Source organism: Chryseobacterium sp. S0630, from assembly GCF_024158915.1.
In the GTDB taxonomy this organism is placed as follows: domain Bacteria; phylum Bacteroidota; class Bacteroidia; order Flavobacteriales; family Weeksellaceae; genus Chryseobacterium.
This window is the reverse complement of record NZ_JAMZGF010000077.1, coordinates 1-22,549: the sequence shown is the minus strand read 5'-3', so window position 1 is coordinate 22,549 and position 22,549 is coordinate 1. Positions and strand designations below refer to the sequence as shown.

The following is a 22,549-nucleotide window of genomic DNA, read 5'->3' as shown; positions in this document are numbered from 1 at the left end:
GTTTGCAGTATGTAAAATAAATTGACAAGCGAAGCGAATTGACCATTGACCATTGACGGATCTTTTACCAGTGAATTTTTGATTTGCAAAGTGAATGGTGAATGTTTGCAGTATGTAAAATAAATTGACAAGCGAAGCGAATTGACCATTGACCATTGACGGATCTTTTACCAGTGAATTTTTGATTTGCAAAGTGAATGGTGAATGTTTGCAGTATGTAAAATAAATTGACAAGCGAAGCGAATTGACCATTGACCATTGACGGATCTTTTACCAGTGAATTTTTGCTTCGCAAAGTGAATGGTGAATGATTGCAGTCTGTAAAAGACATTGACAAGCGAAGCAGATTGACGATTGACTATTCACGTATCAAAAGTGAATTTTTGCTTCGCAAAGTGAATAGTGAATATGGTTATTGCGTATAAGATAAATTGACAAGCGAAGCGGATTGACGATTGCCTATTCACGTATCAAAAGTGAATTTTTGCTTCGCAAAGTGAATAGTGAATATGATTATTGCGTATAAAATAAATTGACAAGCGAAGCGGATTGACGATTGACTATTCACAAAAAAAAGCCTCATGTAAAATGAGGCTTTTTTATATAGCAGTTGCTTTTTTTTAACGATCGTTGTTGGAAGTTTCTTCTCCAATGTTCCAGGTAAGACCGAAACGAAGAGTATTATCCAGAGCACTGTTGATTTTTGACATATTGATCAGATAAGAAAGATCAAGTCCGAAAGAACGGTATCTTAATCCAACCCCCGCAGTAGCAAACTGTCTTGCTCCCTGCTCTTCACTTTCATGGAAGTAACCTCCTCTTACAGAAAATGCATTGTCATAAGAATATTCTAAAGCACCACTGTACATGATACTGTTTTTATTTTTGAAAGATTTTCCGATACCAGCCATTGGTCCTACATTCGGGATCTGATAAATAGGCTGTCTTGTATTCGGGTCTATTCCTGCATACTCAGATCCTGGAACCAATAGTTTTGAACCTTCCACAGAAATTCCTACTCTGTTCATATCATCCAGGTACATATCGTATCCAACCCCTAATCTTGCCATAGTAGGAAGATAAGATCTTGATTCTTCATTTCCTGTATAATCCAGTTTCGGACCTAAGTTCTGAATAGCCAAACCTGCATTTACTTTACCATCATATCCACCAATACTGGAGAATCTTGGAGAGGTATAGTATCCTGAAACGTCTACTGCAAAACTGTTTGCCGCTTTAAGTGTAGTATCTGTGTTGAATCCTCCGGCTAAGTCTGAACGGATAAATCTACCGGTAACAGCTCCGGAGAATGAATCAGAAAGTTTCAAAGCGTAGGCAACGTCAATGGAGAATTCGTTTGGTTTTGATGTACCCATAGAAGCGATTTCTGTACCCACCAATTGAGTCAGGTCTACCTGTCCCATATTGAAATAATAGATACTCGCGGAGATTGTAGATCTTTCTTCCTGCCCCAAAAACTTATGGAACGAAGCATATAATAAGAATACATCATTGGTAAGTTTTCCCATGTAAGGCGTATAGTTAAGACCTACGGAAGAACTTGTCCTGCTGAAAGGGTATTTAGCCGCATTCCAGAATTGTGAAAATGCATCCGGAGAGGTTACCACCCCTTGATCTCCCATACCTCCCGATCTTGCATCAGGTGCAATTCTTAAGAAAGGAGCTCCGGTAAGAACTGGGTTTACTTTACCTAAATCTTGCGAATAGCCTAAAAAACCAGCACTCAAACCAAATCCTAATAGCAGTTTAGTAGTTAAATTCATATGTTGTCTTTTATATATTATCAGTTTTTTGTTAATATTATTATCTATTGTTCTATTTAATTATTTCAAAAGTACCATTTTTTCTACAGCTGTAGCACTTCCTTTGCATTTTTCTTGATTTTGACTTTTTGCAAATATCTTAAAAATATACGTACCTTTTGCTACTGTAGCTCCAAAATCATCTCTTCCGTCCCATTCTATTGCCTGACGAGGGGTTCTAAAGCCCTGTAGGAAAGGTTCTGCAACCACTGGCTGCGATAAAGTTCTTACCAATCTTCCGGTTATTGTATAAATTTGTACGTTCACATCCAGAATATCATCACAGTTGTGTTCAAACTGAATATAGGTTTTATTGGTGAATGGATTTGGCCAGTTCAACGGACGGTTGATCGTCAGGTGTTGGTCAGACTCATCTTTAACTTCAAAATTTAACGTAGCAGTTGTCGAATTATTGTTTATATCCCAAACTTTAAATGATAATTGATGTTGTCCTATGGAAAGATTTCTGAAAGGGTAGGTTACATTCCCTTTCTGATATTCGGCAAGACTTGGGTTTAAGCATCCGTTTCCTTCTCCCGGAGCATAAAAATCATTTAAAACCACGGTATTGATAATCTGTCCGTCAAGATATACTGTAATATCATGTCCTACACCGGATCCTGTTGAGTTAATCCCTGTATCATCAGTAAGACAGGCAAGAAGCATAGGATTCTGATTGGTGATTCCACCATCTGCAAAGTTGGTGTTGTTCATATACAGTTTTACTTTTGGAGGTTGATTATCATTGATTCCATTAGGATTGATATCTCCCACCTGTACAGCCTGGTTGTTGAAAACATCCGTTGATTTATTGTCAGAATAGGCAAGTATTCTTCCTTGTCCTACAGCATAGTTAATGTCTTTAGGAACATAGAATTCAGCAGTGAAAACTCCGTTTACGGCAGTTCCTGCGGATTTTACAATTGCACTTCCTTCTTCAGTATAATCTAAAACCGGAGTTAAAATTCCACTGTTGTTAAGTGTTTTCTTGTTTAATCTCTTATCAAAAATATTGATGCTGACTTTTCCGTTGAAAGTATTGTTCAGTGTTCCGTTCGGATTATTGATATGTCCTTTGATTTTTACAAAATCCAAACCTCTGATCAGTCCCGGAACCGGAGTTTCAATATTATCAATAACCAGGAGTCTTTGAGGTCTGCTTAATTTCATCGCAGGATCACCCAGGAAATTTACTTTTAAATGGTTACTGTTAGGACCTTTTTGTTTTTTGGCAATTAAGTGGGCATTTCCTAATGAATTAAAATCGTCATTGGTTAATTTAAAAATATTCTGAGTGAATGTATTGGTAAAATCACGTCCGTAATCTACCCCAATAGCACGGCTGGAAGTAATCATGGTAGAAACACCTCCCTGTTTCATTTTAATAAACTGTTCTCCAACAGAATTGGTTGAAGGTTCGTCCCATAATGTGAATTCACAAGTGATGGTAGAGACAAAAGGGAATCTGCTGTATACATTAGAGAAGTTGTTGGCATTCTGAACCTCTGTGCTGGTAAGCACTCTTTCCTGTGCCCAACCATTGATTCCTCCGTGTCCGAAATAGAACAGGTACAAACTGTTTCCGATAGCATTGGAAATAGCCTGGTTTACCTGCGGATATCTTCTTCCTCCAGATGTGCTCTGAGCGGTAAAGGCATCCATATATAGTTTTTTAACATTATATTCTTTAAGATCCAGCTGGCCTGGCTGTTCAAAAATATTCACCAGTGAATTGTTCATTACATTATGAAAAGGACCTCCTCCTTCTTCATTATCATCCACTACAAAGTCAAGTCGCATACGCCAGTCTCCGAAAGGAGATGACTGCCCTTGAAGAGAATTGTTATAAGCCAGTGTTTTATTGATCATATCGCCGGCTTCACTTACATTAGCTGCCGGAATTCTACCCACAGGCACATCCGGTAAATTGTTTTCAATTAATAATGTAGTCTGTGGCTTGGTCATGACAATATAATCATCCGTAACAAATGATGATACGTAATCAGAAGATTGCTCACTCTGGTAGCTGGCAACAACGTTTGAATTATTCGGAACCCTGTTTTTATAATCGTATGAAGCATCCCCAAGAATAAAAACATACTGAAGTCTGCCCAGAGGAGTGTTGAGTTTGCTTACGAAATCTCTTATCGCGGTAAGGTCTTTACTTCCGCTGCCATATTCCTCATAGATTTTGTTAATGTCAACAATTTCTACTTTGTAGTTATGAGTAGTCTGATGATAGTTGGCAATTCTTTGTGCCTGACCCATCATTTCAGGTACAGTAAGGATAAGATAATCTACGTTTTGTATTGCGGAAAGATTCTGATTGGAAATTCTTCCTACAAATTGTGGACTGAAAGCAGCATCAGCACGGAACGCTACAAATTCATTATTGAAATTCTGATCAGCAGCAGTGTAGGCAAAGTTGAAAGAACCACCTCCTGCTTTATTCACTCTTCTGTTAACGTTGGTAATATCCGTTACATCCCATACCTGTTCTATATTAGCTGCATTTGTGATACTGAAACCGTAGTCTGTATTGCTCCCGCTTACAATTGAATAATCCCTGAAGTTCATTTGTGAACCATTGAATGCAAGATTTTCTTTATACTGAACTTCCAGATAATCAAAATAGAAAGTTCCATTCGGATTCTTGGAAATATCGGGATTATAGACCAGTGTAAACTGGTTTCCGGTAAGATTGGTTAATGTTCCGGTGTATGTTACAGGATAGAAGGTATACTGATAGGAAGGAGTATCCATAGGAATTACCTGCTGTGGGTGTGGATTTAAATTGTTGATTTTAAAATCCATCGTATTCTGCTGAGAATTATACGCCACCACCTGAGTTCTGTATCGTACCACATCATTCGCCTGTATAGGTGAATTGGTAGACAATGTTATGGTCTTTTCATTGGAGAAAGGAGTATCCTCTACCCATGTTCTTCCTACTTTTAAAAGGTTTTTCTGATCCTTGTTAATGACCTGGTAACTGTCATATCTTGTAATCAGCTGGGCAGGAAGATTTCCATCTACTGTGGGAACTCTTTTTCCTGCACCTTTGTCAAAATTGATATAATAATAAGAGAAATCTTCATAAATATTTTTGACATTATTACTTCTCTCACTGAATCGGGTATCGTGTCTTTTAAAACCATTTCCATTGCCGGTGTCATAAAGGTTATACCCATCAGGTCCTTGTGCATAGAAAAGAGCATAGTCATTATCATTCCAGACTCCATCATCTTCACCTACTACCTGAATGGAGTTTTCCTGTAAAGCTCCGTATCTTGGATCCTGATTGTATTCAGGAAGCATTACTCCTCCATTTCCATAAATTCTGAAGTTTTTAGGATTTACAGAACTCGGATTAATTCCGTTATCTTTTAAAAACTGGGAAGTAATTTTGAATACTCCGGACTTGTCTACCTTTATCTTATAAAAATTTCCACCTGATAAAGGATTGCCGGTAGTACCTATTTTATTAACCGTTCCTGTTGTATTGATAAAAGAAGAGGCTTCTGAAACATTAAATGAAGATAATCTCTGAACGCGCCCTTTTATATTTTTAAATAAAGCAATACTAATGCTGGCATAGCTTTCACCCTCTAAAGTATAATAGGAAACATCTGCTACATCATAATCAGGAAGTCTGCCTTTATCCAGTTCAAACAATTCTTGATTAGAAACGTTTTCCCAAACAAGGTCTGAGATTTTTAATTGCTTTTCTCCGATTTTTTGCTTGCTTACTATAAAAACATTATTTTGGCTGAAAGAAAAACCTTCATTTTTAAAATTGGGAAGATTTAATTTTGTGTCACCAAAATCCTGAATTTTAGAACCATTCCATTCAATGGTGTTTCTTTGGGCGTAAAGTGTTGATGCAAAAGCGATTAAAGATAAAATCGTAATTTTTCGTTTCATGTTTACTATTGAAATTGCTAAATTACAAAATAAATGAAAATTTTAGAATTAAATTGTGATACAATAAAATTAATTTGTTAACGTTTTTCAAAAAAATCAAATGTTTACTTGATTTATTGAATAATTTATTTTTTCTTTGTACTTTGAAAATATTTATATCGACTATGAAAAAACTAAAGTTGTTTTCATTAATAGCATTAAGTTCTACACTTGCATTAACCAGCTGTGGCGGATCAGGAACCAGCAAAGGTGGCGGTACCAAAAAATTTGTCAGCAAAACAGGTTGGAAACCAAACGAAAAACAGGGTTGGTTTTTTGCAGGAAAGCAACAGAAACAGAAGGGTTGGCCTGGGATGGTATATGTAGAAGGTGGAACTTTTACAATGGGATTAGTGAAAGATGATGTTATGCACGATTGGAATAACACACCTCGCAGAATGCAGGTAAGTTCATTCTTTATCGGTGAAACTGAAATTACTAACTACGAATACCGCGAATACCTTACATGGTTGAAGTATGTATTCCCACCAAGTGACCCGAGTTTTAAGGAGATCTATAACGGTGCTTTACCGGATACCTTATTATGGGACAACAAATTAGCAAGAAACGATTATAACGAAACGTATTTACGTTCTCCGGAATTTGATTACTATCCGGTAGTAGGAGTTTCCTGGACTCAGGCAAACAGATACTGTGAATGGCTGTCAGACAGAGCGAACGAAAAAGCTTTGATGCAGGCGGGTATTATTGCTAAGGATTTGTATATCAACGAATCCAACAACCAGGGAGGTACTGCTTTCAACATGGATAAATTCAAATCGAATGATCCTGAAATGCAAGGATATATCAATGAGAAAAGAATGCAGCAAAAAACTGGTATGAAAACAACCAACCAGAGATTGCTTGCAGCTAACAGAGCTCCAAATTCTGCAATGGTACAGAAGTTCAGACTTCCTACTGAAGTAGAATGGGAATATGCAGCTCTTGGGATGGCTAAAACCAGAGAATATAACCAATATCTAGGTAAAAAACCTGAAATCGAAAGATTAAGAGGTACTAAAGGAAGAGACAGAGGAATGTTCCTTGAAAACTTCAAAATGGGTAAAGGTGACTATTCTGGTATCGCTGGATGGAAGAATGACGGATCTGCTCAGACTTCTGACGTAAGACAATATCCATCGAACGATTTAGGTATCTATGGAATGTACGGAAACGTTTCTGAATGGACGGCTGATGTTTACAGACCTATCATCGATGAAGATTACAACGATTTCAACTACTATAGAGGAAACATGCCTCAGGCGATCGTAAGAAACGGTGACGGTACTTACAAAATGATCGACGAAGGTACTATCAAATATGACACTTTAGCTGACGGAAGATTAGTATATAAAGGTCTTCCTGGACAGTTCGAAAGACAAACTATCGCTGACTACAGAAACTACAGAGATGGTGACAGACAGTCTTCTTTAGAATATTACAGAGTTTCTGATTCTGCTGCAGGATTCGATATGTACAATGCTCCTAAGAAAAGCTTTGTTGTAGATGGAACGGGTAGAGTGAAGTTACAGAAAGATACTAAAGACAGAACTTCCGGAATTTCTAACGAGGTTAGAGTGGTAAAAGGTGGTTCTTGGCAGGATACAGCTTACTGGTTGGATCCGGGACAAAGAAGATATAAAAATCAAAACAGAGCTTATGGTTGGGTAGGATTCCGTGTTGCACAGGATGCTAAAGCCAGCGATAAGAGTAGAACTAGAAGATAATATTTATCAAAAAATACTTATAAAAAACCTTCCGAACTTTCGGAAGGTTTTTTTATTTTTGACTCGTGAAATCGCTTGGGCTAAAAAGTCTAAAACGCTTATATAGATCTGGCGATTGCGTACGACTTTAAAAAAAATATATATATTTCCACATGAATATAGAACAGTTTTATCCTTTATTTCTGCAGGCGGCAAAAGTAACCATTGACAGCAGAAAAATAGCAGAGAATGATATTTTCTTTGCCTTTTCCGGTGAGAATTTCAATGCAGCTACGCTAGCGGAAAAAGCCATTGATGACGGAGCTTTGGCAGTGATTGTTGAACTTCCGGAATTTGAAAACAGAGATAAAAATATTTTCTATGTTCCATCTACTCTTGAGTTTTTACAACAGCTGTCAATTTATCATAGAAGCAAGCTTGCTATTCCTTTTATAGGACTTACGGGAAGTAATGGAAAGACAACGACCAAAGAGCTGATTCATGCGGTCCTTTCTGAAAAATTTAATGTTCAGTACACCGCTGGAAATCTGAATAATCATATCGGAGTTCCATTAACTATTCTTTCCATTAAACCGGAACATGAAATGGCCGTGATTGAAATGGGAGCCAACCATCAGAAAGAAATTGAATTTTTATGTACTATTTCACAACCTGATTTCGGATATATTACCAATTTTGGAAAAGCTCATTTGGAAGGATTCGGAGGTTTTGAGGGTGTGATTAAAGGAAAGTCTGAGCTCTATGATTATCTTAAAAACAATAACAGAACTATTGTAGTTAATGAAAACGATCCTATTCAGGTAGAGAAAACTGAAAACTATTCCCCTAAAATTACTTTTGGAGCAGAAACCTCTAATTATCATTTTGAATCTTTTTCAGAAGAGCATTTTGTAGGATTGACCTATCAGGGAGTAAAAGCAGTTTCAAAACTGACGGGAGAGTACAATTTTACCAATCTTTGTGCAGCCGCAAGTTTAGGACTTCATTTCGGAGTCAGCTTTGAAAAAATAAAACATGCGTTGGAACTCTACACCCCAACAAATATGAGATCTCAGGTAGTGAAAAAAGAGGGGAGAACTTTGGTTTTGGATACATATAATGCCAATCCAAGTTCTATGAGCGCTTCTTTGAATAATTTCATCAGTTTTGAAGGCAGTAAAACCATTATTATCGGTGATATGCTGGAATTAGGTGATGAAAGTGAGAAAGAGCATCAGAACATCTTAAAATTGGCTCAGGACCTTAGTTTCAATGAGATTATTACTGTGGGAAAACATTTTAAAGCTGTGAATGCTTCAGACCTTGCTTTTGAAAATACAGCAGAATTAACAGACTATTTAAAACAGAATAAAATTCAGTCCGAAAATATATTGTTGAAAGGATCCAGAGGAATTGCTCTGGAGAAAGTGATTGATTTTATTTAAAGTAAGGAAGCTGGAAGTTGGGAGAGGGAAATTCTTAAAGGTAAACAACGAGTATTCTCTTTTTTATACCACTTTATAGAATTTCATTGTTAAAATGATCACCTGAAAAAATGGTAATCATGTACAATTTTACACTAATTTAATTTGCTCATCTTATTATTATGACTCTGTCATTCTGAATGTAACGAAGTGAAATGAAGAATCTAAGCCGTGTATGAGATTCTTGCTTCTTCAGAATGACAATAGTGTAAAATTATATATAGTCACCAAAAAATAAATAGCCGGATCGTAACTTCCAGCTTCACTCTTCCAACTTCCAGCCTTATTACTTATTTTTTCGAATCCCAGAATTCTTTTACGATCAGCTTGATATTTTTAAAAGTACTCGGGAACACTTCATTTTCAATTTCTGATGTCGTTTTCCAGGCAACTTCTGTAATGCCTTCTTCTATTTGTGGTTTGGAAGTATCTTCTCCGTCAAAATTCATTTCAAACCAATGCGTGCATTTTAAGATTTTCTCGCCATTTCTTTCTACATAGATATGGTAAGTGGTATTGATGAATTGTACAAGTTCAACATTACTCAAACCAGTTTCTTCCTCTATTTCTCTTACTGCAGACTCTTCTCTGGATTCACCTTTTTCCATTTTACCCTTAGGAAGATCCCATTTACCCAGTCTTTTGATGAAAAGAATTTTACCTTCAGGGTTATTAACAAGACCTCCTGCAGCTTCTATAATTCTGAAAAGCTTTTGAAACTCCTGCCAGATTTCTTCCAAATTCTCTCCATACACATTCAGTTCCTGCACAGAAGTATTCTCCAAAAGATCCAATGCGATCTCTAAAGTTGTATAATTTTCATACCCAAGCTTTTTTTCAAGTTCTTCAGGATGCTTAGATATTAATAATTTTTTTTCGTTGACAAAAACTTTATACATTTGTAATAGTTAAGAATTTAAATACAAAAATAAAAAATGAATTTAGAAGGACGAAAGATTATTGTCAATAAATCATCTAAAGAACTTACCGAGTTGCTGAAATCTCCTGAAAATTATAAAGATTTTATGCCGGATGGTCTTCAGAAATTTGAAACAAGAGATAACGGATTTAAATTTGGATTGCAGGGAATGCCTGAAATCGCTTTAAAAATAGATGAAGTAGATGATCAGAAAGCTGTTTTAAGATCTGCAAGTTCAAGTTTGGATTTCTCATTAACAGCTACATTGAACCCAATCAGTGAAAATCAGACTGAGGTTCAGATGCTATTTGAAGGAAAATTCAATCCATTCATCAAAATGATGGTAGAAAAGCCTTTACAGAACTTTATCAATACGCTTACCGATAAAATCGAAGCTTATAAATAATAAAAACCTCCAATGTTGGAGGTTTTTTTATTTTTATATGTGAGTAGTTTCCTAAGCAATAACTCCCGAACAATGATCCTCAGTACTTCCAGTCGCAGAAGACAGTACATTGATCTCGTTGTTCATTTTTAATACACCCATAAAGGCAAAAATCAAGGCTTCCTTATAATCGATGATCTCTTTTTCAGGGATGATGACTTCAGCATTTGTTTTCGCTCTTATTTTTTTAATTAAAAACGTGTTGTAGGCGCCTCCACCAGTGATAAGAATGTCTTTTATATTATATTCATTGATGACATTGGCGATCTGCCGGGCAGCATGTTCTGTAAAAGTAGCCAGCGCATCTACTGTTTCAATATTTTCAAGAAGCGGAAATATATGTTGATGGCACCATTCTATTCCCAAAGATTTTGGATGTGAAATTTGATAGAAATCCAAACCATTAAGCTGATTCAGCAAAGTTTCATCTGTTTTCCCTTTTGCTGCCAAAGCTCCGTTTTCATCATAATTTTTATGAAGCTGTTGAGCCAAATGGTTCAAAACAATATTCACCGGAGCGATATCAAAAGCAATTCTTTTTCCTTCCGAACGTAAAGAAATATTGGAGAATCCACCCAGGTTCAGGCAAGCGCTGTACTCTGAAAAAAGCAACTCATCACCTATAGGAACTAAAGGAGCTCCGTTTCCTTTCATCAAGACATCCTGACTTCTGAAATCATAGATAACAGGTAATCCGGTTTCCAGTTTTATAGCTCTGCCGTCGCCGATTTGTAGTGTGAATTTTTTTTGAGGCTGATGAAAAACTGTATGACCATGAGAGGCAATTAAGTTGATATTTTCAAGTTGATGTTGATGAATAAATTTTTTAACCTGTTGCCCAAGATAAAAGCCATACTCTGAATGCAGTTCCAATAAATCTTCAGAAGAAAGATGAATAGAATTTCTGAGTTGAGTTTCCCAATCTTCAGAATAGGAGAGTGTCTCAGCTTTCAGGATTTGAAAAGTCCATGTGTCCTGCTTTTCAAATTCAGCAAGACAGATATCCAAACCATCCAGACTTGTTCCGGACATCAACCCAATAGCCAGAGCTTTCATTATTTTTTGGAATTATTTTTTATTTTCAGAAATTCTTTTTGAACTGAAATCTCCGGAGTTGTTATAGAATGTGTATTCGGAAAAATCATCTTTGGCAGTCATTCCGTTTGCTCCTACCAGCGTAGAACCGTCTTCCATGGTTACATACACTGTATCTTTGGTATAGATTCTGTTTTTTCGTTGATCCCAATAGATACTCTGCATAGCAAATCTCTGTCCTTCATTGGTTTTTATTCTTACATCACCTTTGGCTTCGTAGAATTTTTTGTATTCAAAAATACGGGCGTATTTAGCGGTAATTCTTCCTGGAACTTTAGGTTTCTTTTTATCAAAAAACTCGATGTCAATTCCTTTTCTGGCTACTACATACGGACTGTCAATCAGCTCATATTTTTCAATGATGGGTGCTTTTGCTTTTAAAGTAATAAAGCCGGAATCACGCTGTATAATATTAGCATTGTTGATGATCTGTGAAGGAAAGTTTTTGCTTTGACTACCATTTCTTTTGGTAAGATCTTCCTCACAGGATGTCAATATAAAAAATATAGCACAACTAAAAAGGCATGCTATATTTTTATATGATATTTTTTTTGAAAAGTTCATTTTAGTTATAAAGTGCCTTTCTGAACCACTTATCAGCAAAATTAAAGCCTATTCTCAGGTTGACAAAATTCTGGTTGATCAGGTTGTTTTGAAGAGTTCCTCTCTTACCAACTTCTAACCCAATTTCAAGACCACTCATTCTGGTGATACTACTGTTTTTGAATGGAAGCATAACTCCGGCAGAAATACCGAATTTGTTAATACTGTTCCCTTCCAGGTTTAGATTCCCTCTTTCATAGAACGCTCCGTATCTATAGATTACTCTTGAGAAGTAGCTTCTGAAGTTGTTATAGTTGGGAAGGTACCATCCCCCTGCAGAAATTCTGTAGGTATCCTGGAAACTGAAATCTTTACCAAAATAAGAGATATCTTCTCCTTTTTTATAATCTACCTGTCCAGATACAAACCAATGGTTTTCACTTCCATATCCAACCCCTACGGATGCCTGTAATGGAAGAAGGTTTTTGGATTTCGTTTCTTTTTGTTCGATGATTGTTTCTGAACCAGAAAGTTTAGTGGTTTCCTGAGCATCAGAATATCTGTAAGTACTGTTGGTGTACTGAGTAGTCATATTACTTGTATTACCAAAAGTAGCCGTAGCTCCTACTGTGAACTTCTTATCAGTACGCGTGTTTAAAGTCTGATAGCTTGTTCCCAGTGTAAAATTAAAGTTTCTGACCCTGTTTTTAGTCTCATAACCATTAACATATTCACCTGTATAAGTCCCAAGATTGCTGTTGTAAGCACGGAATTCATTAAGGTCATTAAGGTCTCCAAAATAAAGGTTAGCTTTTGCTCCTACTGATAATTCCTGATTGATTTTATAAGAAACTGCAAGCTGTGCAGTGTTCAATGTTCCGCTTCCTTTGAAGTTATTTTTGTAAAGAGGAGTCGTGTTATCACTGGCAAGCTGTTCTGTTACGATGTCGTAGCTTTTAGAACTGTATGGCTGATAAGAGATCCCCATTTTCACTTTTGAAGATAATGGAAACGCAATCGAAATATTGGAAAGATACGTAGAATGCTTTGTAGATTTCATATCGTTATAATTCGATTTGAAATAATTGTTTTCGTTGGTAGCTTCCAGTCTGATACTCGTAAGTTCAAAATTGGCGTTGTTTGCCGGGTTGGCAAAATTGAAACTACTGGTAAAATCACTAATAAAAGCAGTAGATATACCTCCCATAGAAGTAGTTTCGATCGTATTATCATATTTCACATCTCCAATTCCATAAGTTGCATAAGGAGAGTTGCTTAGACTCTGTGCATTCAGAAAATATCCAACTGATATGAATGATACTACAAAGATTTTTTTCATTCTTTATTTTTAAAACAATGCGCAAATATCTTAAATATTAATGAATTGTAAAAATTATATGTGGTTAAAGTTTGTTAAGGGCTTTTCTTTAAAAGAAAAATGCAAATTTTCTGCAATAAAAATATCAATTCTGTTTTGCAAAAAAGACTGTTCTATGATGAACAGTCCCGGTTTATATGAATAAGCATTTATACTCTTATTTTACCTGAAGAACAGAACGGCTGTGGCTGAAACACTCAAAACTGAATTTTCCGTGATATTTTCCCATTCCCGAAGTTCCTACACCTCCAAAAGGTAAATAGTGTGAACCCACGTGGATAATAGCACTATTGATCTCAGCATCTCCACTTGTAGTATGGTTTAAAACATAATCGGCAAGTTTCTGGTCTTCCGTGAAAACATATAATGCCAACGGTTTAGGACGGCTATTGATTTCCTCCAATGCTTCCTCAATATCATTATAGGTCATAATAGGAAGAATAGGACCGAAAATCTCCTGCTGCATCACCTGATCATCCCAGGTTACATTATCCATTAAAGTGGCTTCAAAGTGACGGGTTTCAAGATCATAATTTCCTCCGTAAATCACCTTTTCCGGTGCTGCTTCAAGGTAGCCTGCCAAATGTTTAATTTGGTTCTGACTTACAATCTTCCCGATTTTTCCCAAAGAATTACCTTCATAAGTGGCATTTAAATGAGCTTTAAATTTTTCAATAAATGCATCTTTTACAGATTCATGGATATAAATATAGTCAGGTGCCACACAGGTTTGTCCGCAATTAATCCATTTTCCATAAGAAATTCTCGCTACTGCTTTATCCAGATCTGCATCCTTATGAACAATCGTAGGAGATTTTCCTCCAAGTTCCAGAGTAACCGGAATTAACTGTTCTGCAGCGGCTTTCATGACAATTTTACCAACATTGGGGCTTCCTGTAAAGAAAATATAATCAAAAGGAAGGCTTAATAATAAAGTGTTTTCTTCAATAGCACCCTGAATAACGGCTACATAAGATTCATCAAATGATTCTTTGACAATATCTTCAAGAACCTGAGCAACATGTGGTGTATTCTCCGAAGGTTTTATGATTGCAGTATTTCCGGAGAGTAAAGCTCCGATAAGCGGACTGAAGGTCAATTGGACAGGATAGTTGAATGGTCCGATAATATAGGTAACTCCATAAGGCTGATAGGTTATTTTGCTCTCAACTTCAGCGCCTGAAGGATGGGGTTTTGAAGGAACAGAGGTAGGCTTTGCCCATTCATCAATATTTTCCAGCAAATAATCAAGCTCACTGATTACTATTTGAATCTCGACATATTCTGCTTCTTTTCTGCTTTTTCCCAAATCTGTATCTAAAGCTTCACAAAGTACATCGGTATGCTGAAGAAAAACGTCACGGAATTTTTTTAATTGTGCTTTTCTGAATTCAATATCTTTCGTCTGATTGGTTTTGAAAAAGGCTTTCTGCTGCTGAAATATGCCTCTGATTTTTTGTTCCAGGTTGGTATCCATTGGTTTATGATTTTAATATTTGAATTAGGTGTGAAATGGTAAGGAATTTACGAATATTTTCACTGAGTAAATTTATTGTATAAAATTAAATTGCGCAAAATTTAATTTATATTTTATTCTAATCCTATCATTGATATTACCTATAAAATAATATGATATATTTCTTTTTAAACTTTTATTTTAAACCATTAAGGTTGTATTAAGGCTTTAAGAATATGAAGAAAAGCTTCGCTTTAAGCTTAAAAATCAGAATGATTTTTCTTAACTATCCTTTATTTCTTCACTCCTTCTTAATGGTTTAATATATATTCTAATTGATATAAGTTTAAATAGTATTAAAAAATGGATGATCTGTATTTTTATCCATTTTAAGCAGACTTAATTTTATGAAATGAAATAAGATTTTTTATCTTTGAAACATGAATTGGGAGAACATCGCCGGACAGACGAATCTGAAAAAACTTCTTAGAGAAAGCATTGCTGAAAACAGAGTGAGCCATGCCCAACTTTTTGTAGGAAAAGAGGGATACGGAACATTGCCTATGGTATTGGCCTATGCACGGGAAATTTTCAGTCAGGAAAATGAACATGCTGCTGCGAAGGTAGAGCACCTCAATCACCTGGACCTGCATTTCAGTTTTCCGGTTTTTACGGATAATAAAAACTCATTAAGCAAGAATAAATTTGATGAGTTCAGAGAAATGATCCTGGCTTCTCCTTATGCAAGCTATGACGACTGGACTGCGTTTTTAGAATCAGAGAATAAACAGTTATTTATTTCTGCTGATGAAGTGGACGACCAAAATCAGAAGTTTTCTTTAAAAAGCTATGAAGGAGGAACCAAAATTCTTATCGTCTGGAGAGCAGATAAAATGAATGTTGCTGCTTCCAATAAGTTTTTGAAATTTTTGGAGGAACCACCAGCAAAAACTGTCATTCTTCTTACTGCTGAAAGTACAAACGACATTCTTCCAACGATTCTTTCCAGAACACAGATTGTAGAAATTCCGAGAATTAATGATGAGGATATTGAAAATCATCTTAAAAAGAATTTCTCTGTTTCAGAAGAAAAAGTAAGAGAGATTGTTCATGAAGCTCAGGGAGATCTCAATGATGCTATAAAATTGCTGAATTCAGGAGATAAAAGCAATGAGTTTGAAAAGCTTTTTGTACAATGGGTAAGAGATGCCTTTATGGTAAAAAAGAAACCGGAATATCTTAGAAGCATTATTGTCTGGGCAAGAGAAATTGCAGGATGGAACAGGGAGAAACAGAAGAACTTTCTTAATTATTGTTCTGAGATTTTCAGACTGGCATTGCTTCAGAACTATCAGTCTGAAAATCTGGTATATAAAAAGATCAATGCGAACGGCTTCAATTGGGCCGGCTTTTCAAAATTTATCAGTGGAGCTAATATTGAGAGTATTTTAGAAGAAATTAATACAGCCGATCTTCATCTGACCCGAAACGGAAATCCCAAAATTGTCTGGACGGATCTGGGAATAAAATTATCAAGATATATTCATAAAAGCACATAATTAAAACTCCGGTTAATCCGGGGTTTTTTGTTTTTGCTGTCAGGAAATGTTTGTCATATTGCCTGCACTTTCCCTATTTTTTTGTGCATATTTCAATGTGAAATTGCCAGAAAATTGAAAATTATCATGATTTTTTTTTTCAAAATATCAGATCAGCATGAACTTTTCTTACTTTATATTTCATCAAAAACAGCCTTTCCTGCGGTTTCAGCATCTATTATAGAAACTGTCTTTTCTTTACAATAAATTAAATCTATATTAAAAAATCAATCAATCGTTTGATTTTATTTGAAAACTTATGTACATTTGCGCCCTGAAAAATGAACACTAACATGATTTCAAAAGAAGAAAATATATTATTCGCTGCCGAGAAGCTCTTTGCAGAAAAGGGATTCGAAGGAACTTCCACCCGGGAAATTGCAAAGGCGGCTAATGTAAACATCTCTATGATCTCATATTATTTTGGCTCTAAGGAAAAACTTTATGAGAAATTAGTGGAATACAGAATGAATGAAGGTCAGTTTTTTTCAAAAGATCTTTTGGGAAGAACCGACATCAACGAGTGGCAGAAGATTGAAAGAGTAATCGATCAGTTTTCTTACAAGATCCGGACGCAAAAATGTTTCTACAGGATTATGCAGAGAGAGCAGCTGCATACTAAGAATCCTCAGATTGTAGAATTTTTGAAGCAAACCAAAATGGGATTCCTTTCCATGTATTCACAAATATTGGAAAGTGGTCTTAAAAATGGAATTTTCACCAAAAATCCACCTATTTATCTCCTTCATTCCACAGTAAGCGGAACTTTATTCTATGCATTCAATGCGAAAGAGATGTATAAAGAGTTCCTGAATGAAACAGAAGATGAAGAAACTTTTGATGAAAAATACTACACAGAACTTAATAAACATATTAAATATTTACTAAAAGACCTTTTAGGTTATGAAGAGAATAAATAACTCAGTGATTGCATTATCACTATTCGTAGGAATAGCAAATGTAAATGCTCAGGAGAAAAAAACACTTTCTCTTGACGAGGCCGTGCAGCTGGGAATCCAGAACAGCAAGAATCTCAAGATCGATGCAGCCAAGATCGAAGAGGCTACAGCTGACCTTTTGGAGGCTAAAAACAGACAACTACCGGAATTAAAAGTGTCAGGTAGCTATATGTACCTTCCAATAAAGCCAAATGTTGATATCAAACTTCCCGGTCTTTCAGGAGGGGCAGGTGGCCCTGAAGTACATCAGGTACTTTACGGTTCAGCTAATCTTAGCGTTCCAATCTACAGTGGTGGAAGAATCAAATACGGAATTCAATCTGCTAAATATTTGGTAGAAGCTTCTAAACTAAGCACTGAGAATGATAAAATTGCCATTGCTTATAACGTTGCTCAGGCTTATAATAACCTGTTTAAAGCGAACCAGTCTATCAAAGTTTTTGAAGAAAATCTTGCCGCTTCTCAAAAAAGAGATGAAACATTCCTTAAAATGGAAAACAATGGTTTGATCGCGAGAAACGATAGATTAAAGGCGAACCTTCAGACTTCGAATATTGAACTTCAACTATTGGAAGCTAAGAACAACTACAATATTGCCAACATCAATATGGATCTTTTATTAGGTCTTCCTGAAACTACAGAGCTTGCAGTAGATGAGAATTATATTGAAGAAGGATCAGACGTAAAACCTGTTGATTTTTATGTTAGCGAAGCCAGAGAAAACCGTAAAGATTTACAGGCTTTGGCACAACAGAGAAAAGCAGCAGAATTAGGTTCAAAAGCAGCAAAAGCAGAAAATCTTCCTTCCATCGCATTTACAGGAGGTTATGTAGCGGCAGATATTCCTAAATTTCTTACGGTATACAATGCTGTGAATGTAGGAATTGGAGTTTCTTATAACCTATCCAACCTGTGGAAAGAAAATTCTTCATTGAGACAGTCGCAGGCGAGGGAAAAACAGCTTGCTGCAACCGATGAATTACTGAATGATAACATTAAACTTGATGTCAACAGAGAATACCAAAACACAGACTACTCCAAAAAGAGAATCGTTGTTTTCGAAAAATCTGCTGAGCAGGCTAATGAAAATTACAGAATAACAAAAAATAAATACGATAACGGTCTTGCAACCATGACTGAATTACTGGATGCAGATGCGGCACAGATTGCGGCCAACGTTGGAGTGATCAATGCTAAGGCAGATGCTGCACTGGCATACAGAAAACTATTACAGACAACAGGAACTTTAACAATTAAATAATCAGATCGAAACCAAAATGGAAAATAATAATACACAGGCAGCTGAACCTAAAAAGAAAAAAAGTTTAGTTTTTCCTATCATTTTAGCAGCAGTAGTAATCGGAGGAGGAATCTACGGTTACAGAGCCTTTACTTACGGACAGTATCACGAAGAGACAGACGATGCTCAGATTACTTCCAATATGGCACCGGTAATTTCTAAAATATCAGGCTATGTAGCTCAGGTAAAAGTAAAAGACAACCAGTTTGTAAAGAAAGGAGATACATTGGTGATTTTGGATAACAGAGATCAGAAAATGGCTCTTGATCAGGCTCAGGCAGCACTATCTACCGCTAAAAGTAATATCTCCAATGCAGAAGCTACTACCACAGCAACTTCAAAAAATATAGGTTCTTCTGAAGCAGCGGTAGTTACTGCTAATGCTCAGATAGAAGCAGCAAAAGTAAACGTTTGGAAAACTTCTCAGGATTTGAAGAGATATGCTAATCTTGTAAAAGACCATTCTATTACAGAACAACAATACGAGCAGGCTTTGGCAGCAAAACAATCTGCAGACAGACAGTTACAGGTTTTGGTTGATCAAAGAAACCAAATTGCTCAGCAAACTCACATCGCTTCTTCTCAGACGGCTGCAAGTTCACAACAAATCAGTGTGGCAGGATCTGTTGCTAAGCAAAGAGAGGTAGATGTAGAAAATGCAAAATTGAATTTATCATATACTGTAATCCTTGCTCCAGAAGATGGATACGTAGGAAAAGTGTCTACACAGGCAGGTCAGTATCTGCAAGCTGGAGCACAGTTGTTTGCTTTGGTTAAAAATGACCAGAAATGGGTGGTAGCTAACTTCAAAGAGACACAGGTAGATAAAATGGTAGAAGGTCAGAAAGTGAAAATTGAGATTGATGCCTTCCCTGATAAAGAATTTGAAGGTGTAGTAAGCTCTTTCTCTCCGGCTACAGGAGCTACTTTCTCTATTCTTCCTCCGGATAATGCAAGTGGTAACTTCGTAAAAGTAGTTCAGAGACTTCCTGTAAAAATTGATTTTGTAAATCTTGATAAAGATATTGCCAAAAGACTGAGAACAGGAATGAACGTGAAAGCAGAGGTTGCTTTGAAATAACATTTAAAATTGTTAAAAGTCAATGAACTTCGTTATCAATAGTGAATCAGTTTTGTTATCAATTAAAACGAAAAGCTTTAAAATTCACCATTCACCTGCGAAGCAAAATTCATTATTGACTTTTTACATCGAAAAAAACTTATGCAAGATTCATTAGTAGAATATGGAGCGCGTAGAGTAATCATTACGATTACGGCTATCCTTTGTGCCCTTCTTGAAATTGTAGACTCCACGATTGTCAATGTTGCCTTGAATGAAATGAAGGGGAATCTTGGATCTACACTTTCTGAAGTGGGATGGGTAATTACGGCGTATGCCATTGGTAACGTAATTATAGTACCAATGACGAGCTGGCTTTCCCAACAGTTTGGGCGTAGAAATTACTTTGCGGCATCCATCATTATATTTACCATATTTTCATTTTTATGTGGAAATGCGACCAATATCTGGGAACTCGTGTTTTTCAGATTGATGCAGGGAATCGGTGGGGGAGCCTTATTGGTAACTTCACAAACGATCATTACGGAATCTTATCCGATTGAAAAAAGAAGTATGGCTCAGGCTATTTATGGTCTGGGAGTAATCATCGGTCCTACATTAGGTCCGCCACTTGGAGGGTATATCGTTGATAACTTCAGCTGGCCATATATTTTCTATATTAATATTCCGATTGGGATTGCAGCAACCTTGATGACACTGCAATTTGTAAGAAGTCCGAAATATGCTGAAAAACGTAAAGTTTCGGATGTAGACTGGATTGGGATTGCTTTACTGGCAGTAACAGTAGGTTCACTACAGTTCATTCTGGAAAGAGGTCATGAAGAAGACTGGTTTGCCAGCGGAATGATTGTAGCATTTACAGTAGCAGCTGTGTTAGGATTTATATTATTCCTTTGGAGGGAACTTACTTTTAAATATCCAATTGTTGAGCTTAGGGTACTTAAAAATAGTAACTTGAGAATCGGAACCATGATGTCATTCGTGCTTGGATTTGGGCTTTATGGCTCCACATTCATCGTTCCGTTGTATACTCAGAGTATTTTGGGTTGGACGGCACTTCAGTCAGGAGCATTGATGATTCCGGCTGCATTAACGACGGCTTTCATGATGCCTATCATTGGTAGATTATTAGCAAAAGGAGCAAAACAACAGATTCTGGTTTCATTAGGACTTTTTATCTTCTTCGTTTACAGTTTCTGGGGATACAAAATTCTGACACCGGATACCAGTAAAGAAGCTTTCTTCTGGATGCTGATCGTAAGAGGAGCAGGTTTAGGATTGTTATTTATTCCAATCACCTCTTTGTCATTAAGTACATTGAAAGGGCAGGAGATTGGTCAGGGAGCAGCTTTTACAGGGATGATGAGACAGCTGGGAGGATCTTTCGGAATTGCAGCTATCACAACCTTTATTGCCAATGCAGGCCAGAAATACAGGAATAACTTAATTTCCCATCTGGACGAAAACAGTTTTGATGTCCAGCAAAGACTAGCAGCTCTTAAAGCCAATTTTGTAGCGAAAGGAATGACGCCAGATGCAGCAATGAATGCGGCCTATAAAATGCTTGATATGTCTGTTACCAAACAGGCAACAGTACTCTCTTACATGGATGTATTTCTATACCTCGGGGTAATATTCCTGATATGTATTCCATTTATCTTACTTGTAAAAGAAAGAAAAAGTAAAGAAAAAATAGATTTGAGTGAAGCCATGCACTAAATTTTAATTAAAAAAACCTTCGAGATTTTCGAAGGTTTTTTTTATGCTTTTTCTGATGTAAAATAGTAAAATACAATAACTTTTATTTTTCATTTTATTAAACAAAAAATAATATCACTTATTGGAGAGTTTATTTATTTTTTCTAGCTTTACAATACCAAATGAAAAAATATGAATAGATTCCCTCATCTCTCAACAATCCTTTCAAAAAAGATTGACCAAAATGCAGTACCGGATTGTTATCTGAACATCAGTTATTAAAATCCATTTACCCAATAGTTTTTTACTTTGTTTTTATATCCTATAATGACAAAATTCCAGATGGATAGATGGGACTTTTCTCTTCATTATTGTACTTAAGATGAACTAATAACAGTAATAACTTATTAACTATGAACCAAATTCAACTTCCGAAAACCTACGTGGCATTATCCGATTTCAGAAAAAACGATATCTATCTTCCTGAAATGAACCAGGCTCAGATTATTGCAGATTTCTTTCCCGGAACTTTTACAGAGCTTACCCAGCGTCTGTCTGATATTACAGGAGCTTTTTATGGAGGCATGCTCAAACAGATCGGAAAACTTTACGGGCCAGAAGCTATAGAACAGCTTTCCAGTACTTTTATGTACGACCTCGGATCAAGAATGACCCTAAAAAACCTTGAAACAAAACCTAATCTACAACCCGGAATTCCAGCGGTTGGAAAAATATTGATAGGAGCAGTTTTTACATCCAGTCCCGAATATAACTTTGAATTTAAAGAATTAAATGACTATAAATGCGAATTGCTCATTAAAGGCGTAGACCGTTACCATAAAATCACTCATAGCCTGCAAATTGCAGGACTGTTGAAATGGCCAGTCATAAAACCTTTTATACAGGGTATTTGCGACACTATGGGACTGGATGTTTTACTTGAAGTAAAAGTACTCAAGCTTGATCCGGATAGCTCATGCAGTTATCATGTTCTGGTTTCAGAAAAATAACATCAAATATGAATAAAAGAAGCCGTCTCACAACTGAGGCGGTTTTTCTTGTTAAAAAGTAAATAATTTTTATATATTTTGATTTGTTTTT

General features: G+C 36.2%; 16 protein-coding genes. 9 read left to right on the top strand and 7 right to left on the bottom strand.

Annotation, left to right across the window (positions count from 1 at the left end; all coding sequences use genetic code 11):
* Positions 1-620: 620 nt before the first annotated feature.
* A complete protein-coding gene (gene porV, locus NK356_RS22045) occupies positions 621-1,784 on the bottom strand; it encodes a type IX secretion system outer membrane channel protein PorV (protein ID WP_034699905.1) in 1,164 nt (387 codons plus the stop codon).
* A gap of 60 nt (positions 1,785-1,844) precedes the next feature.
* Positions 1,845-5,747 carry a type IX secretion system sortase PorU gene (porU, locus tag NK356_RS22040; RefSeq protein ID WP_034699907.1) on the bottom strand — a complete coding sequence of 1,301 codons (3,903 nt, stop codon included), beginning with the start codon at positions 5,745-5,747 and terminating at the stop codon, positions 1,845-1,847.
* A gap of 164 nt (positions 5,748-5,911) precedes the next feature.
* Here porU and gldJ point away from each other — a divergent pair, with 164 nt between their 5' ends.
* Together gldJ and murF are read left to right on the top strand one after the other, a co-directional pair.
* On the top strand, positions 5,912-7,513 hold the full coding sequence (gldJ, locus tag NK356_RS22035; RefSeq protein WP_034699909.1) for a gliding motility lipoprotein GldJ: 1,602 nt from the start codon (positions 5,912-5,914) through the stop codon (positions 7,511-7,513).
* A gap of 152 nt (positions 7,514-7,665) precedes the next feature.
* Positions 7,666-8,937, top strand: coding sequence for a UDP-N-acetylmuramoyl-tripeptide--D-alanyl-D-alanine ligase (gene murF, locus NK356_RS22030; protein WP_034699911.1), 1,272 nt, complete (start codon positions 7,666-7,668; stop codon positions 8,935-8,937).
* A gap of 329 nt (positions 8,938-9,266) precedes the next feature.
* Here murF and NK356_RS22025 read toward each other — a convergent pair whose 3' ends face one another.
* A complete protein-coding gene (locus NK356_RS22025) occupies positions 9,267-9,875 on the bottom strand; it encodes an NUDIX hydrolase (protein ID WP_034699914.1) in 609 nt (202 codons plus the stop codon).
* Between the two features lie 36 nt (positions 9,876-9,911).
* Here NK356_RS22025 and NK356_RS22020 point away from each other — a divergent pair, with 36 nt between their 5' ends.
* The gene (locus NK356_RS22020) at positions 9,912-10,301 is read left to right on the top strand and encodes a hypothetical protein (RefSeq protein ID WP_034699917.1); all 390 of its coding nucleotides are present in this window, start codon (positions 9,912-9,914) and stop codon (positions 10,299-10,301) included.
* 51 nt (positions 10,302-10,352) lie between these two features.
* On the opposite strand, the gene NK356_RS22015 is transcribed toward NK356_RS22020, so the two are convergent.
* The 4 genes from NK356_RS22015 to mdlD form a co-directional block, all read right to left on the bottom strand.
* Entirely contained in the window at positions 10,353-11,396 is a 1,044-nt protein-coding gene (locus tag NK356_RS22015; RefSeq protein WP_253318075.1) for an anhydro-N-acetylmuramic acid kinase, read from the bottom strand.
* Between the two features lie 12 nt (positions 11,397-11,408).
* Positions 11,409-11,999: an LPS export ABC transporter periplasmic protein LptC gene (gene lptC, locus NK356_RS22010; protein WP_034699921.1), complete on the bottom strand. Its 591-nt coding sequence runs from the start codon at positions 11,997-11,999 to the stop codon at positions 11,409-11,411.
* A 1-nt stretch (position 12,000) separates the two neighbouring features.
* Complete coding sequence (locus NK356_RS22005; RefSeq protein WP_034699923.1) at positions 12,001-13,317, bottom strand: hypothetical protein; 1,317 nt, start codon at positions 13,315-13,317, stop codon at positions 12,001-12,003.
* A 196-nt stretch (positions 13,318-13,513) separates the two neighbouring features.
* Positions 13,514-14,833 carry an NAD(P)-dependent benzaldehyde dehydrogenase MdlD gene (gene mdlD / locus NK356_RS22000; protein WP_253318074.1) on the bottom strand — a complete coding sequence of 440 codons (1,320 nt, stop codon included), beginning with the start codon at positions 14,831-14,833 and terminating at the stop codon, positions 13,514-13,516.
* Positions 14,834-15,252: 419 nt separating this feature from the next.
* Between mdlD and NK356_RS21995 the strand changes: the two genes are divergently transcribed.
* The 6 genes from NK356_RS21995 (at position 15,253) to NK356_RS21970 (ending at position 22,458) form a co-directional block, all read left to right on the top strand.
* Entirely contained in the window at positions 15,253-16,371 is a 1,119-nt protein-coding gene (locus tag NK356_RS21995; protein ID WP_034699930.1) for a DNA polymerase III subunit delta', read from the top strand.
* 332 nt (positions 16,372-16,703) lie between these two features.
* On the top strand, positions 16,704-17,330 hold the full coding sequence (locus NK356_RS21990; protein WP_253318073.1) for a TetR/AcrR family transcriptional regulator: 627 nt from the start codon (positions 16,704-16,706) through the stop codon (positions 17,328-17,330).
* Complete coding sequence (locus NK356_RS21985) at positions 17,314-18,630, top strand: TolC family protein (RefSeq protein ID WP_253318072.1); 1,317 nt, start codon at positions 17,314-17,316, stop codon at positions 18,628-18,630. Before NK356_RS21990 ends, NK356_RS21985 begins: the two co-directional genes overlap by 17 nt.
* Positions 18,631-18,646: 16 nt before the next feature.
* Positions 18,647-19,750, top strand: a complete 1,104-nt coding sequence (locus NK356_RS21980; protein ID WP_034699936.1) for an HlyD family secretion protein — start codon at positions 18,647-18,649, stop codon at positions 19,748-19,750.
* A 141-nt stretch (positions 19,751-19,891) separates the two neighbouring features.
* Positions 19,892-21,469, top strand: coding sequence for a DHA2 family efflux MFS transporter permease subunit (locus NK356_RS21975; RefSeq protein WP_253318071.1), 1,578 nt, complete (start codon positions 19,892-19,894; stop codon positions 21,467-21,469).
* A gap of 392 nt (positions 21,470-21,861) precedes the next feature.
* Positions 21,862-22,458, top strand: a complete 597-nt coding sequence (locus NK356_RS21970) for a hypothetical protein (protein ID WP_034699942.1) — start codon at positions 21,862-21,864, stop codon at positions 22,456-22,458.
* The last annotated feature ends 91 nt before the right edge of the window (positions 22,459-22,549 follow it).

Excerpts from the sequence above, each read along its gene's own strand:
- NK356_RS21985 (WP_253318072.1), top strand. The coding sequence starts at position 17,314 with ATGAAGAGAATAAATAACTCAGTGATTGCATTATCACTATTCGTAGGA.
- NK356_RS22015 (WP_253318075.1), bottom strand. The coding sequence starts at position 11,396 with ATGAAAGCTCTGGCTATTGGGTTGATGTCCGGAACAAGTCTGGATGGT.
- NK356_RS21975 (WP_253318071.1), top strand. The coding sequence starts at position 19,892 with ATGCAAGATTCATTAGTAGAATATGGAGCGCGTAGAGTAATCATTACG.
- NK356_RS21970 (WP_034699942.1), top strand. The coding sequence starts at position 21,862 with ATGAACCAAATTCAACTTCCGAAAACCTACGTGGCATTATCCGATTTC.
- murF (WP_034699911.1), top strand. The coding sequence starts at position 7,666 with ATGAATATAGAACAGTTTTATCCTTTATTTCTGCAGGCGGCAAAAGTA.
- NK356_RS22005 (WP_034699923.1), bottom strand. The coding sequence starts at position 13,317 with ATGAAAAAAATCTTTGTAGTATCATTCATATCAGTTGGATATTTTCTG.
- NK356_RS21995 (WP_034699930.1), top strand. The coding sequence starts at position 15,253 with ATGAATTGGGAGAACATCGCCGGACAGACGAATCTGAAAAAACTTCTT.
- gldJ (WP_034699909.1), top strand. The coding sequence starts at position 5,912 with ATGAAAAAACTAAAGTTGTTTTCATTAATAGCATTAAGTTCTACACTT.
- NK356_RS22025 (WP_034699914.1), bottom strand. The coding sequence starts at position 9,875 with ATGTATAAAGTTTTTGTCAACGAAAAAAAATTATTAATATCTAAGCAT.
- lptC (WP_034699921.1), bottom strand. The coding sequence starts at position 11,999 with ATGAACTTTTCAAAAAAAATATCATATAAAAATATAGCATGCCTTTTT.
- NK356_RS21980 (WP_034699936.1), top strand. The coding sequence starts at position 18,647 with ATGGAAAATAATAATACACAGGCAGCTGAACCTAAAAAGAAAAAAAGT.
- porV (WP_034699905.1), bottom strand. The coding sequence starts at position 1,784 with ATGAATTTAACTACTAAACTGCTATTAGGATTTGGTTTGAGTGCTGGT.
- NK356_RS21990 (WP_253318073.1), top strand. The coding sequence starts at position 16,704 with ATGATTTCAAAAGAAGAAAATATATTATTCGCTGCCGAGAAGCTCTTT.
- NK356_RS22020 (WP_034699917.1), top strand. The coding sequence starts at position 9,912 with ATGAATTTAGAAGGACGAAAGATTATTGTCAATAAATCATCTAAAGAA.
- mdlD (WP_253318074.1), bottom strand. The coding sequence starts at position 14,833 with ATGGATACCAACCTGGAACAAAAAATCAGAGGCATATTTCAGCAGCAG.
- porU (WP_034699907.1), bottom strand. The coding sequence starts at position 5,747 with ATGAAACGAAAAATTACGATTTTATCTTTAATCGCTTTTGCATCAACA.